This window comes from Bifidobacterium sp. LH_449 (assembly GCF_056356755.1).
Genome location: NZ_JBKEUV010000004.1, coordinates 153,935 through 167,414, shown reverse-complemented (window position 1 = coordinate 167,414; position 13,480 = coordinate 153,935). Strand labels below are relative to the sequence as shown.

Here is a 13,480-nt window from a genome sequence, read left to right as displayed (position 1 = left end):
CGTCAGGCCGTCTCCTTATCGTCTGAGGCCAAAGGGGTCAAACGAGGCTCTTCATGAGCCTTGGACCATGAAAATCGATAGAAAATGGAATAGCGCTGCGGAACGTCATCAATTCCCCCACGGCTCCACGGCCGGCAACGCAACAATCGCAGTACCGCCAGGCAGCCCCCGCGCAATGACCCGTATCGCGTTATCGCCTGCAACGCATAGTTCGAGCAGCTGGGATAATACCTGCAGCATGGCGCGGTGTTCGCGGAGATATGCTTCTGATACCAGCGGATGCCACGAATCAGCGCATTGCGGCGGGAATCGGCTTTCATCAGCATCCGGCTTTCCGCCGAACGGCTGCGAACAGTTCCGACATCTGCCTGTCAAGCGATTGAAAATCCGCATGAGCCGCGCTGGGCTTCGCTCGAAGGACGATGTCGCAGGATTCGGGAAGATCGGCCTCGTATTTCTTAGCCAGCACACGAAAACGCCGTTTGACGGCATTGCGGGTCACCGCATTGCCGACGGCTTTTGAAACGGCCAGACCGACACGTTTGGCCGATGCATCCGCGGAGGCAATATCGCAGACATCGTCATGCACCAGATAGTGCACAACGATGTCTTCACGAGATACCCTACGACGGCGTTTGAGCACCGCGACGAAATCGCGGTGACTTTTCAGCCGTTCCACTGCTATGCCGTTAAACTCAGGCAGAGAGGGACTTGCGGCCCTTGGCGCGGCGGCGGTTGATCACGGCGCGGCCGGAACGGGTGCGCATGCGCAGGCGGAAGCCGTGCTTCATGTGGCGACGGCGGTTGTTCGGCTGGAATGTCCTCTTCATATGTAATGCTCCCGGTTTTTTGCCATGCTCGAGCATGGCTCCTCATGAGTCAAGCTCTACTAAATTACTCTGACCCCTAAACCAAGTCAAAACAGACTGAGGTTTTTCACATTTTTTGTCGATAACCTTTCCGACGGATATCCACAGAAAATGTTGATATTCCGCCGATGTTCCGTCCGCGCTTATCCCCTTTCCAGCCATGTTTTATTCACAAACGCATCATTTTCAACACGCGAGGCGGTGGATAACTTCTAGGAATCGGAGTAGAAAGGTAATTTGTACCAATATCAGTGCATGTTATCGGGGAGGAGGACCATGGAAAACACAGCACATGATCCGTCGGCGCAAGCCCGCGGCGTATGGTCCGACACACTGGCACTGCTCAAAGTCAATTCATCGTTGACCGCGCGCGACAAATCCTGGTTCGAGCGGGTCACTCCGGAGACGATGGTCGGCAACACCATCGTATTGAGCCTGCCGGATTGGGCGACCCAGGAAGCCCTGCAGACGGAGCTGAACAAGCCGCTGCTCGAATCCCTGCAGATCGCCACAGGCCAGAACATGTTCCCGGCCTTCAAGATCGTCCCTGTGGAGGAACCGGCCGCGGAGCCGGAACCGCAGACGCCTTTCCCTTCCCATAAATCTTCCAAGTCTTCGAAATCGTCGAAAAAAGGCGGCAACGGCGATTCCTCGGCACAGGGGCAGCTGCCCATCCCCAGCTCGATGCCCGAGCAGGCGTTCCCGACGAAGACCCAGTTCCCCGGCGGCAGGAACAAGCCGCTGCTCGACGCCCAGACGCATCTGAACAAGAACGCCACATTCGACACCTTCGTTCCCGGGGACTCCAACCGTTTCGCCCGTACCGTCGCTCTGGCCGTGGCGGAAGGCTCCGGCCGTGATTTCAACCCGCTTTGCATCTACGGCGGTTCGGGACTGGGCAAGACCCATCTGCTGAACGCCATCGGCAACTACGCGTTGCTCAAGGATCCCAAGCTCAAGGTCCGCTATGTGACCAGCGAGGAATTCACCAACGAATTCATCGAAGCGCTGCAGACCCCGAACCAGAGCCAGGGCCAGATCGCGGAATTCAACCGTCGATATCGCGAAGTGGATGTGCTGCTGATCGACGACATCCAGTTCCTTGGCGGCAAGGAAGCGACGCTCGAGCAGTTCTTCCATACGTTCAACAGCCTGCATCAGGCCAACAAGCGCATCGTCATCGCCTCCGACGTGGCGCCGAAGAACCTGAAGGGCTTCGAGGCGCGCCTGATCTCACGGTTCGAATCAGGCCTGACCGTCGACGTCAAGCCGCCGGATCTGGAGACGCGCATCGCCATCCTTCGCATGATGTCGTCGATGAACGGCACCAGCATCCCCAACGACGTGCTCGACCTGATCGCGGAACGGTTCACCGAGAACATCCGCGAGCTTGAAGGCGCTTTGACCCGCGTCACGGCGGTGGCTTCGCTCAGCAGCCAGCCGGTCACCCGGGCTTTGGCCGAGCAGACGCTGCAGGATTTCTTCACCACCGACGTGGAGATCAAGCCCACCGACATCATCGGACAGGTGGCCAAGTATTTCCACGTTTCGTTCGACGATATCGTCGGGTCCCGCCGTACGAAGAACATCGCGCTGGCCCGCCAGGTCGCCATGTACCTGTCTCGCGAGATGACCAGCATGAGCCTTGTCGACATCGGGCGGGTGTTCGGCGGCAAGGATCATACGACCGTGCTTCATGCATATACGCGCATCAGCGATGAGATGCAGGAGAAGCAGGAGATCTACAACTACGTCATGGAATTGACGGTCCGTCTCAAGCAGCGCAACACTAAAAAATAGGTCGGCGAAAAGAACGACACACCGGAATTGTGGAGTATTTTCAAAAAAGTTATCCACCGAGTTTTGCACAGCTGTGGGAAAACCCTTTGGACAACGCGTTGAATACTCCACAATTTTTGTTGATAAGCGGTGGAGCGCCCACGCTGGTCTGTGGATAATTTTTACGGCTTCTCCAGCCGGTGGAAAAGTCGCTGGTTTTTCCACATGCAGCTCAAAAGTTATCCACATTCGAGTTATGCACATTTTTCGCGCTGTTACTAACTCTTTTTACGCTTATCCACATATCCACCGGCTTTATTATGCCTATGAATTACAGCTTTATAACCTCACCGTCATAGCCACCATCTCCGGACTCCGCTACGGAAAACCCTGCACCCGATTTGCCGATAGAATGGCCTTCAGTAACCCTGATGAAACGAGGATTGTCATGAAAGTCGAAATCAATTCCCAAAGCTTCGCCGACGCAGTCGCATGGACCACCCGTATCATCGACTCCCGCCCATCGAATCCCATTCTTGCCGGCATCCGTCTGGAAGCCGCCGACGGAACGCTGCATCTTTCCGCATTCAATTTCGAGACTTCCGCCCGCCACCATATCGACGCCGGCGTGGACGAAGCCGGTTCCGTACTGGTCCTGGGCAAGCTGCTCGCAGACATCACTAAGACGTTGCCTTACGAGAAGACCTATCTTTCCACTGACGATTCGACGCTGACCATCACTTCAGGCAAGTCGACGTTCACCATGCAACTGATGCCGGAAACCGAATATCCGGATCTGCCGACCGTTCCCCAAAGCCTGGGCCAGATCAAATCCCAGGATTTCATGCAGGCCGTCAGCCAGGCTTCCGTCGCGGTCTCCCGCGAAGAGAACCGTCCTGTTCTCACCGCGATCCGCGTTCAGTTCCAAGGCGACAGCATCATCATGAGCTCCACCGACCGCTTCCGTCTTTCCCGTTCCAGCATCCCATGGACGCCTCAGGATCCGGACGTCAGCACCACCGCCTTGGTCAAGGGGTCCCTGCTGCGCGACGTCGCCCGCTCCTTGGACGAACATCATGACGTCACGCTCAATCTGAATCCGGAATCCTCCTCGCTGCTCGGCGTCGAAAACGCGGGCCGCGTTTCGACGATGCAGCTGATCGACGGCGAATTCCCGGCGGTCGATCGTCTTTACGCCGATTCCTACCCGATTCATGCCGTCACCGACAAGCAGGCTCTGCTCAGCGCCATCAAACGTGTCTCCCTGGTCGCGGAACGCAATGCGCCGATCCGCATGATGTTTTCGGGCCAGGAGCTGACGCTTGCAGCCGGCACCATTGACGAGGCGCACGCGAGCGAAACCTTGGAAGTCGATATGGACGGCGACGACATCACCGTCGCGTTCAACCCGTCCTATCTGATCGAAGGCCTGAGCGCGATCAGCGAGCCGTACGTCCATATGAAGATGACCACGCCGGTCAAGCCGGTCGAATTCAACGGCCAGAAGGATATGGACTCCAACGAGTCGATGAGCTACCGCTACCTGCTGGTGCCGATGCGCTTCAACAGCTGAAGTCCCCTTCGAATCCACGCTCCTCAACCGGACCGATACCATGTACATTTCGCGCCTTGCACTGGACCGTTTCCGCTCCTGGAACCATTGCCTGCTTGACCTGACGGACGGGATCAACATCCTGCAGGGCGCGAACGGTCTGGGAAAAACCAATATCGTCGAAGCCATCGAAGTGCTTTCCACCGGCTCCAGCCATCGCACGTCGTCCTCGCTGCCGCTGGTGCGCCGCGGCGAGACATCCGCGGTGATCCGTGCCAACGTGCATGCCGGCGACGCCCTATCCCAGCCGACGACATACGAGGCGACCATCAGCGCGCGCGGCGCCAACCGGGCGCGCATCAACGGCGGGGCCTCCCTGTACATGCGCGATATCGTCGGCCGTATTCCCTGCGTGACGTTTACACCGGACGACCAGCGACTGGTTTCCGGCGATCCCGCGACCAGACGAAATTTCATCAACCAGGCCGGCTCCCTGCTGGACTCCCGCTACGCGCAGCTGGTCCAGCAGTGCACGCATATCGCGAAACAGCGTGCCGCACTGCTGAAAGCCCTGTCCGACGCCGATCATGGGGACCCGCGGTATTGCGCCGATTCCGCGTTGAACGGCCTTGAAATCTGGACGGGGCAATTCATCGAGGCCGGCATCGCGTTGACGCGTATGCGAGCGGACATATTGCAGCGCCTGTCCGGGCCTTTCGACCGCATCTACCGGTCGCTGACGGGCGACGACCAGCGGGCCGTGCTGCAATATGAGCCTTCCTTTGATGAGGTGCTGATATTCGACGATCCCGCGGCGGAGATCAGCCGCCATTTTCAGCGCATCTATCCGGGCGAAATCGCGCGCGGGCAGAATCTTATCGGCCCGCATCGCGACGATATGACGATGCTGCTCAACGGTATGCCGGCCCGCGAATTCGCGTCGAACGGTGAGATGTGGACGATGGCACTGGCCCTGAAAATGGCGTTGTACGGCGTTTTGGAGGAAACGCGCGGCGTCAAGTCGATCGTGATTCTCGATGATGTGTTCGCCCAGTTGGACGACCATCGTCGCGAGCAGATCCTGCGATTCGCCGCCGAGCAGGACCAGGTGCTGATCACGGTCGCCGCAGCCGGCGATGTGCCGGCATTCGCAGCCGCCGCAGCCGGAGGCGCCGCCGGTGACGCCGCCGCGGTCGGCGACGCCGCCCAAAACGACGCCACGGCATCCGTCAATATCATTGACGTCGCCTCCTTGCTGACTTCCTCCGACATGGACGCCGCGCCCGATATGCAGGGAGCCGGATGATGGCGGAACCTCCCGTATATAGGACCTTGCATCTGGATGCGCGTAAGCTGCCGGCCGAAGTGTTCGAGCATGTCAGCGCGCGTGCGGGATTGCTGCGCAAACGCGCCGAACGCAATGAGCTCGCCTGGGAGAGCTTCGGCAAGCCGGGGCGCGACCCCGATCGGCTGGGCGGCGTGCTGGGCGTTTTCGCCGCCGACAGGCAGTGGACGCCGTATCTGAAGGTCGCGCAGATGCGCAATCATTGGGATCAGGTGGTGGGCCCCGCCGTCGCGCAGCATTCGTATGCGGCCTCCTTTCGCGACGGCATCCTCGTCATCCAAACGGATTCGCCGGTTTGGGCCGCGAATCTGACCTATCTGATCCCGCAGCTGACCGAAACGATTCGTGAGCGGCTGGCCGGCCTGGACGTGCGTGAGATCCGTGTGACTGGCCCGCAGAACGGCCGGCTGCGTCGCGGCGGCGGTGCCCGGTATCGGCGATGATCGTGCGATCGAGGCGATTCGCGTTGACGGCCTGAGCATCCCGCCGAAGGGCCTTGCCGGAAGCCGTTCCCGGAAAATTCGCCGTATCCTTACGTGTCCCCGGAGACTAGTAAAATCACATACAGACTATATAAGCGGCTAGAAGGCCCCTTTACGTGCGTTCTAGACGGATATCGCTCGTGGTAAAGCCTTCTGCCGTACGAAAATGCAGGAGGAAATCTCTGTGGCAGAACTTGAAGCGGATTCGCTGAAGGATTCATCTGAAGACATGCAGGGCACACAGCAGGACGCCGAACGGCTGGAGGACGCGCAGCTGGACGAATCCCTGTCTCCCGAACATTATGACGCCTCCGATCTGAAGGTGCTCGAAGGCCTTGAAGCGGTACGCATCAGGCCTGGTATGTATATCGGCTCCACCGGCCCGCGCGGCCTGCATCATCTGGTGTATGAGATCGTCGACAATTCCGTCGACGAGGCCTTGGCCGGATACGCATCCCATATCGAGGTGACGATCCTGCCGGACAATGGCATCCGCGTCGTCGACGACGGCCGCGGCATCCCGGTCGACGAAGTGCCGGGCGAAGGCGTTTCCGGCGTCGAAACGGTGATGACGAAGCTGCATGCCGGCGGCAAGTTCGGCGGCGGCGGATACGCGGTTTCCGGCGGTCTGCACGGCGTGGGCATCTCCGTGGTGAACGCGCTGTCGACCCGCGTCGACATCGAAGTGCGCCGTCAGGGATTCCATTGGACCCAGACCTATATCAATCAGAAGCCGACCGCGCGTCTGGACAAGGGCGAGCCGATGGCCGAAGACGAATCCACCGGCACTTCCGTGACCTTCTGGGCCGATCCGGCGATCTTCGAAACGACCACCTATGATTTCGAAACGCTGCGCAACCGCTTCCAGCAGATGGCCTTCCTGAACAAGGGCCTCAAGATCTCCCTGACCGACATGCGTCAGGTCGATCAGGCCGGCGACGAGGTCGCAGGCGATGGCGACAACGTCATCGAAGAGCTGCATCAAAGCGTGACCTACCAGTACATGCACGGCATCAAGGACTACGTCGACTATCTGGTCAAAAGCCGTAAGGCAACGCCGGTCGAAGACGAAGTCATCGATTTCGAAGCCGAGGACCTGAAGATCGGCATCTCCGCCGAAGTGGCCATGCAGTGGACCACCGCCTATTCCGAGGCCGTGCACACGTTCGCGAACACGATCTCCACCACCGAAGGCGGCACGCATGAGGAAGGCTTCCGTGCCGCGCTGACGTCGCTGATCAATCGCTACGCGCGCGAGAAGAACATCCTGAAGGACAAGGACGAGAACCTGTCCGGCGACGACGTGCGCGAAGGCCTGACCGCGGTCGTGTCCGTGAAGCTCACGACCCCGCAGTTCGAAGGCCAGACCAAGACGAAGCTGGGCAATTCCGAAGCGAAGACCTTCGTGCAGCGCGTGATGACCGAACGTCTCGGCGACTGGTTCGACGCGCATCCGAGCGAGGCGAAGAACATCATCCAGAAGGCCATCGAAGCCTCCCGCGCGCGCATCGCAGCCAAGAAGGCCCGCGAGAACACGCGTCGCAAGTCGATCTTCGAATCGGCCGGCATGCCCGACAAGCTCAAGGACTGCCAGTCCAGCAATCCCGAGGAATGCGAACTGTTCATCGTCGAGGGCGATTCCGCAGGCGGCTCCGCCATCCAGGGCCGCAATCCGATCACCCAGGCCATCCTGCCGCTGCGAGGCAAGATCCTGAACACCGAACGCGCCAGCCTCGACCGCATGATGAAGTCCGACACCATCGAATCGCTGATCACCGCGGTCGGCGGCGGCTACGGCGAAGACTTCGACATTTCGAAGGTGCGCTACCACAAGGTCATCATCATGGCCGACGCCGATGTGGACGGCGCGCATATCGCAACGCTGAACCTGACGCTGTTCTTCCGCTACATGCGCCCGATGATCACCGCCGGATACGTGTATGTGGCCATGCCGCCGCTGTACCGCCTCAAGTGGACCAAGGGCCCGCACGACTTCGTGTACACCGATAAGGAACGTGACCGCGTGCTCGCCGAAGGCAAGGCCGCGGGCCGCCAGCTGCCGAAGGGCGAAGGCATCCAGCGCTATAAGGGTCTGGGTGAAATGAGCTATCAGGAACTGTGGGAGACCACCATGGATCCCGAACACCGAATTCTGAAGCAGATTCACATCGAAGACGCCGCGCAGGCCGATGAGACCTTCTCGATGCTGATGGGCGATGAGGTCGAACCGCGCCGCCTGTTCATTCAGCGCAACGCGCACGACGCGCGCTTCATCGACGCGTGACCGCCTTCGGGCATCCGCAATCTTTCCAGACGCTTGACCAGTAGATTCAAGGAACAACAGTGGCAGACGACATCAATAACGAAGAACAGAACCTGCCCGACGGTTCTATGGAACCGTTGAGCCCGCAGGAGGCCGACGACACCGATTACGGTCTGATGAGCGGCGAACGCATCCAGCCGACCGATCTGCAGCAGGAAATGCGCGACTCCTATCTGGCGTACGCGCTTTCCGTCATCGTCGAACGCGCATTGCCCGACGTGCGCGACGGCATGAAGCCGGTGCATCGTCGCGTGATCTACGCGATGTACGACGGCGGCTACCGCCCCGACCGCGGCTACAACAAGTGCTCGCGCGTCGTCGGCGACGTCATGGGCAAGTACCATCCGCACGGCGATTCCGCCATCTACGACACGTTGGTGCGTATGGCCCAGCCATGGTCCATGCGCAACCTGCTGGTCGACGGCCAGGGCAACTTCGGCTCCCCCGGCGACGATCCGGCTGCGGCGATGCGTTACACCGAATGCCGTATGGCCCCGCTGGCCATGGAAATGGTGCGCGACATCGACAAGGACACCGTCGACTTCGTGCCGAACTACGACGGCAAGACGCAGGAGCCGACCGTGCTGCCCGCCCGCTTCCCGAACCTGCTCGTCAACGGCTCATCCGGCATCGCGGTCGGCATGGCCACCAACATCCCGCCGCATAACATGCGTGAAGTCGCCGACGGCGTGCATTGGGCGCTCGACCACCCTGACGCCAGCCGCGAAGAGCTGCTCGAAGCGCTGATCGCACGCATCAAGGGACCGGATTTCCCGACCGGCGCGACGATTCTGGGCCACAAGGGCATCGAACAGGCATACCGTACCGGCCGTGGCCTGATCACGATGCGTGCCGTCGTCAACACCGAGGAAATCAAGGGCCGTATGTGCCTGGTCGTCACCGAACTGCCGTACCAGGTCAATCCGGATCGTCTCGTCGTTTCCATCCGCGAAGCGGTGCGTGACGGCAAGATCCAGGGCATCGCCGACATGCGCGACGAAACCTCCGGCCGTACAGGCCAGCGTCTGGTGCTCGTGCTCAAGCGCGACGCGGTGCCGAAGGTCGTGCTCAACAACCTGTACAAGCATTCCCAGCTGCAGCAGACCTTCGGCGCCAACATGCTGGCGCTGGTCGACGGCGTGCCGCGTACGCTGAGCCTCGACGCGTTCATCCGTCATTGGGTGAACCACCAGATCGACGTGGTCGCACGTCGCACCGCATATCTGAAGCGCGAGGCCGAAGAGCGCGATCATATCCTGCAGGGCTATCTGAAGGCCCTTGACATGATCGACGAGGTCGTGGCGCTGATCCGTCGCTCCCCCGACACAGAATCGGCGCGTACCGGCTTGATGGAGCTGCTTGACGTCGATCAGGTGCAGGCGGACGCCATCCTGTCGATGCAGCTGCGTCGACTGGCCGCATTGGAACGCCAGAAGATCCTCGACGAGCATGAGGAACTGATGCGCAGGATCTCCGACTATGCCGACATTCTGGCCAAGCCGGAGCGCCAGCGTCAGATCATCGGCGACGAATTGGACGAGATCGTCGCCAAGTACGGCGACGAGCGCCGCACCCGCATCCTGCCGTACTCCGGCGAAATGAACGTCGAAGACCTGATCGCCGAGGAGAACGTGGTCGTCACCGTCACTCATTCCGGCTTCATCAAGCGCACCAAGGCCGACGAATACCGCGCCCAGCATCGCGGCGGCAAGGGCATCAAGGGCGCGAAGCTGCGCGAGGACGACGTGGTCGACCATTTCTTCCTGACCTCCACGCACAACTGGCTGCTGTTCTTCACCAACAAGGGCCGCGTATACCGTCTGAAGGCTTACGAGCTGCCGGAAGGCTCCCGTGATTCCAAGGGGCAGCATGTGGCGAACCTGCTGCAGTTCGGTCCGGATGAAGCGATCCAGACCGTGCTGTCGATCCCGAACTACGAAGTCGCCAAGTACCTGGTGCTCGCCACCCGCAGCGGCAAGGTCAAGAAGACCGCGCTGTCGGAATACGATTCACCGCGTCAGGGCGGTCTGATCGCGGTGCGTCTGATGACCGACGAAAACGGCGAAACGAATGACGAGCTGATCGGCACCGCATTGTGCAACGCCGAAGACGACATCATTCTCGTGTCCAAGCTGGGCATGAGCCTGAAGTTCCGCGCCGACGACGATCAGCTGCGTCCTATGGGACGCCAGACCGCCGGCGTGCAGGGCATGAAGTTCCGCGAAGGCGACGAGCTGCTTGCCATGGACGTGGTGTGGGGCGACAGCGACAAGGACCTGTTCGTGGTCACGAACGAAGGCTATGCGAAGCGCACAGCCATCAGCGAATACCGTCTGCAGGGCCGCAACGGCTTGGGCGTGAAGGCCGTGCAGCTGGTCGAAGGCCGCGGCACGCTGGTCGGCGCCGTCGTCGTGGCGGAAGACGATCAGATCATGGCCATCATGAAATCCGGCAAGGTGATCCGTTCCGACGTGGCCGAGGTCAATCGCACCGGCCGCAATACGCAGGGCGTGACCTTCGCCAAGCCGGATAAGGATGATGAGATCATCTCCATCGCGCGCAATGCGGAAAAGGACGAGGAGGATTCCGAGACCGGCGATGGCGGCGTCGGGCAGGATGCCATGGCCGCCGCCGTGACCTCTGAACCGACCGTTGCGGAGGCTCCAACGGAGTCCCAACCCGAACAGCAGGCTGAATAACGTCGGTGAAAGCTGATATTCTCGGCCCAAGACGTTAGCTGTTTTGGGCCGGGTGTATTGGTCGCTAAGGAGCAATGATGAGCGAGAACTCCGAGAACAATGAATCTCAAATCGATGCGATGAAAGTCGATGAGCCGATTGCCGGCGCATCCGAAAACGGTGGGGTTCACATGCCGCGCACTGCGCGTTCCGCTTCGGGCACCAGCGGCACCGCCACTCGTGGCGGCGGGAATGCTCGTAAAAGCCGCCGCAATGTTCCGCGCGCCCGTCGCATGAGCCTGTCCGTCACCCGCATCGACGCGTGGTCTGCCGCCAAAGTCAGCTTCATGTTGTCCGTTGCGGGCGGCATCATCCAGGTCATTGCCGCTGGCCTGATATGGATGATGCTGAATCTGGTCGGCGTTTTCGACAGCGTGACCCAACTGGTCTCCTCCACCGGTCTTGACGCCGACGGATTGGATCTGGAATCCATCTTCACGCTGCCGACCGTGCTGAGCGCGGTCACCATCCTGTCCATCGCCGAAGTGGTGCTGATCACCATTCTGGCCACCATCGGCGCGCTGCTGTACAACGTGGCAAGCACGCTGGTCGGCGGTCTGCACGTCACCCTCGGCGACGACTGATCGAGACCAGTCGGATGCTGTTCAAAACATGAAGTAAGGCTCCCCATCGGGAGCCTTACTTCGTATCACGGCGTTTTTTCTCCCATCGTTTCAGACGATAACGCCGTTCAGGGCTGCGGCCGGGGTCCTTCGGCTCCACAAGACCCTGGCCGATGGGCCGACGCGGATCATTGGTGATGGCGGAACGCGGCAATCCCGAAAGGTCGGCCGATCAAGGTCGGCCGATTCCTCTGGCTTTGCCGGCCGATGTTGCCGTTGTACCGGATTCCCGTATGCGAGCGGCCACATCGCTTGCCCGTTCGACCATTCGATTGATATGAAAATCGCCTCGACGCTGCGGTTTCTGCGGCATCGAGGCGACAGTCGGGCGCGATCGGCAATCGCGATTTACAGCACGCCCTGCGCGACCATGGCGTTGGCGACCTTGACGAAGCCGGCGATGTTGGCGCCAGCCATCAGATCGCCTTCCTCGCCGTATTCCTTGGCGGCGGCCAGGGAGTTGGCGACGATGGATTCCATGATGCCCTTGAGCTTGGCGTCCACCTCTTCGAAGGTCCAGCTCAGACGGTAGCTGTTCTGGCTCATTTCCAGGCCGGAGACGGCGACGCCGCCGGCGTTCGCGGCCTTGGCCGGGCCGTACAGCAGGCCGTTGGACTTGTAGACTTCGATGGCCTCCGGAGTGGACGGCATGTTCGCGCCTTCGCACACCACGGTGCAGCCGCCGGCGACGAGGGCCTTGGCGGATTCCCCGTCGATCTCGTTCTGCGTGGCGCACGGCAGGGCGATGTCGCACTTGACGGTCCACACGCCCTTGCAGCCTTCGTGGTATTCGGCGCCTTCGACGCGGTCGGCGTATTCCTTGATGCGGCCGCGCTTGACTTCCTTGATGTCCTTGACGATGTCGACCTGGATGCCGTTCGGGTCGTACACGTAGCCGTTGGAATCGGACATGGTCACGACCTTGCCGCCCAGCTCCTCGGCCTTCTGCGCCGCGTAGATGGCGACGTTGCCGGAGCCGGAGATGACGACGGTCTTGCCTTCGAAGGAATCATTGCGCAGCACGCGCATGGCTTCCTGCGTGTAGTAGCACACCCCGTAGCCGGTGGCTTCGGTGCGGGCGAGGGAGCCGCCGAATTCCAGACCCTTGCCGGTGAGCACGCCGGAGTATTCGTCGCGGATGCGCTTGTACTGGCCGAACAGGTAGCCGATCTCACGGCCGCCGACGTTGATGTCGCCAGCCGGAACGTCGGTGAACTGTCCGATGTGGCGGCACAGTTCGGTCATGAAGGCCTGGCAGAAGCGCATGACTTCGGCGTCGGACCTGCCCTTCGGGTTGAAGTCGGAGCCGCCCTTGCCGCCGCCCATCGGCAGCGTGGTCAGGCTGTTCTTCAGGATCTGCTCGAAGCCGAGGAACTTGATGACGCTTTCATTGACGGTCGGATGGAAGCGCAGGCCGCCCTTGTACGGGCCGATGGCGGAGTTGAACTGCACACGGTAGCCGCGGTTGACCTGCACCTTGCCTTCGTCGTCGGTCCATGCGACGCGGAACTTGACCACGCGCTCCGGTTCGACGAGACGCTCGAGCACGCCGTTGGCCTCATATTCCGGATGCTTGTCCATGACCGGCTCGAGGCTTTCGAAGACTTCCTTCACCGCCTGCAGGAATTCCGGCTGATCGCCGTCGCGCTGCTCGACCTGAGCGTAGACGCGCTTGACGTATTCGTTAGTGAACATGTGCTCCCCTGTTCGAATGGTTGATGTAAACGCCGCGTTCATTGTATGTGGGGCGTATCGGAGAAAACAAGATG

Annotated in this window: 11 protein-coding genes; 7 read left to right on the top strand and 4 right to left on the bottom strand. The window is 60.6% G+C overall.

Translation table 11 applies throughout. The features are described 5' to 3' along the window. Positions 1-2: 2 nt before the first annotated feature. From yidD to rpmH, 3 genes are read right to left on the bottom strand one after another with little or no spacing between them, the layout of a single operon-like run. On the bottom strand, positions 3-320 hold the full coding sequence (gene yidD / locus AC1AX7_RS04985) for a membrane protein insertion efficiency factor YidD (protein ID WP_476509044.1): 318 nt from the start codon (positions 318-320) through the stop codon (positions 3-5). After that, the gene (rnpA, locus tag AC1AX7_RS04980) at positions 320-679 is read right to left on the bottom strand and encodes a ribonuclease P protein component (RefSeq protein ID WP_476508982.1); all 360 of its coding nucleotides are present in this window, start codon (positions 677-679) and stop codon (positions 320-322) included. Before rnpA ends, yidD begins: the two co-directional genes overlap by 1 nt. A gap of 16 nt (positions 680-695) precedes the next feature. Further along, positions 696-830, bottom strand: coding sequence for a 50S ribosomal protein L34 (rpmH, locus tag AC1AX7_RS04975; RefSeq protein WP_007054596.1), 135 nt, complete (start codon positions 828-830; stop codon positions 696-698). Between the two features lie 315 nt (positions 831-1,145). Here rpmH and dnaA point away from each other — a divergent pair, with 315 nt between their 5' ends. The 7 genes from dnaA (at position 1,146) to AC1AX7_RS04940 (ending at position 11,672) form a co-directional block, all read left to right on the top strand. Then, the gene (gene dnaA, locus AC1AX7_RS04970) at positions 1,146-2,669 is read left to right on the top strand and encodes a chromosomal replication initiator protein DnaA (RefSeq protein WP_476508981.1); all 1,524 of its coding nucleotides are present in this window, start codon (positions 1,146-1,148) and stop codon (positions 2,667-2,669) included. A gap of 427 nt (positions 2,670-3,096) precedes the next feature. Then, a complete protein-coding gene (gene dnaN, locus AC1AX7_RS04965; RefSeq protein ID WP_476508980.1) occupies positions 3,097-4,221 on the top strand; it encodes a DNA polymerase III subunit beta in 1,125 nt (374 codons plus the stop codon). A gap of 40 nt (positions 4,222-4,261) precedes the next feature. After that, positions 4,262-5,506, top strand: coding sequence for a DNA replication/repair protein RecF (recF, locus tag AC1AX7_RS04960; protein ID WP_476508979.1), 1,245 nt, complete (start codon positions 4,262-4,264; stop codon positions 5,504-5,506). After that, positions 5,506-5,988, top strand: a complete 483-nt coding sequence (locus tag AC1AX7_RS04955) for a DciA family protein (RefSeq protein WP_476509043.1) — start codon at positions 5,506-5,508, stop codon at positions 5,986-5,988. Before recF ends, AC1AX7_RS04955 begins: the two co-directional genes overlap by 1 nt. Positions 5,989-6,256: 268 nt before the next feature. Next, positions 6,257-8,311 carry a DNA topoisomerase (ATP-hydrolyzing) subunit B gene (gene gyrB / locus AC1AX7_RS04950; protein WP_476509042.1) on the top strand — a complete coding sequence of 685 codons (2,055 nt, stop codon included), beginning with the start codon at positions 6,257-6,259 and terminating at the stop codon, positions 8,309-8,311. 107 nt (positions 8,312-8,418) lie between these two features. Continuing rightward, positions 8,419-11,049 carry a DNA gyrase subunit A gene (gene gyrA / locus AC1AX7_RS04945; RefSeq protein WP_476509041.1) on the top strand — a complete coding sequence of 877 codons (2,631 nt, stop codon included), beginning with the start codon at positions 8,419-8,421 and terminating at the stop codon, positions 11,047-11,049. 77 nt (positions 11,050-11,126) lie between these two features. After that, entirely contained in the window at positions 11,127-11,672 is a 546-nt protein-coding gene (locus tag AC1AX7_RS04940) for a DUF3566 domain-containing protein (RefSeq protein WP_476509040.1), read from the top strand. Positions 11,673-12,059: 387 nt separating this feature from the next. On the opposite strand, the gene gdhA is transcribed toward AC1AX7_RS04940, so the two are convergent. Continuing rightward, positions 12,060-13,406: an NADP-specific glutamate dehydrogenase gene (gene gdhA / locus AC1AX7_RS04935; RefSeq protein ID WP_476508978.1), complete on the bottom strand. Its 1,347-nt coding sequence runs from the start codon at positions 13,404-13,406 to the stop codon at positions 12,060-12,062. Between the last annotated feature and the right edge of the window lie 74 nt (positions 13,407-13,480).

What these genes read in the sequence shown, in the direction of transcription:
- AC1AX7_RS04940 (WP_476509040.1), top strand. Translation starts at nt 11,127, where the DNA reads ATGAGCGAGAACTCCGAGAACAATGAATCTCAAATCGATGCGATGAAA.
- gdhA (WP_476508978.1), bottom strand. Translation starts at nt 13,406, where the DNA reads ATGTTCACTAACGAATACGTCAAGCGCGTCTACGCTCAGGTCGAGCAG.
- gyrB (WP_476509042.1), top strand. Translation starts at nt 6,257, where the DNA reads ATGCAGGGCACACAGCAGGACGCCGAACGGCTGGAGGACGCGCAGCTG.
- gyrA (WP_476509041.1), top strand. Translation starts at nt 8,419, where the DNA reads ATGGAACCGTTGAGCCCGCAGGAGGCCGACGACACCGATTACGGTCTG.
- recF (WP_476508979.1), top strand. Translation starts at nt 4,262, where the DNA reads ATGTACATTTCGCGCCTTGCACTGGACCGTTTCCGCTCCTGGAACCAT.
- AC1AX7_RS04955 (WP_476509043.1), top strand. Translation starts at nt 5,506, where the DNA reads ATGGCGGAACCTCCCGTATATAGGACCTTGCATCTGGATGCGCGTAAG.
- dnaA (WP_476508981.1), top strand. Translation starts at nt 1,146, where the DNA reads ATGGAAAACACAGCACATGATCCGTCGGCGCAAGCCCGCGGCGTATGG.
- dnaN (WP_476508980.1), top strand. Translation starts at nt 3,097, where the DNA reads ATGAAAGTCGAAATCAATTCCCAAAGCTTCGCCGACGCAGTCGCATGG.
- rpmH (WP_007054596.1), bottom strand. Translation starts at nt 830, where the DNA reads ATGAAGAGGACATTCCAGCCGAACAACCGCCGTCGCCACATGAAGCAC.
- yidD (WP_476509044.1), bottom strand. Translation starts at nt 320, where the DNA reads ATGAAAGCCGATTCCCGCCGCAATGCGCTGATTCGTGGCATCCGCTGG.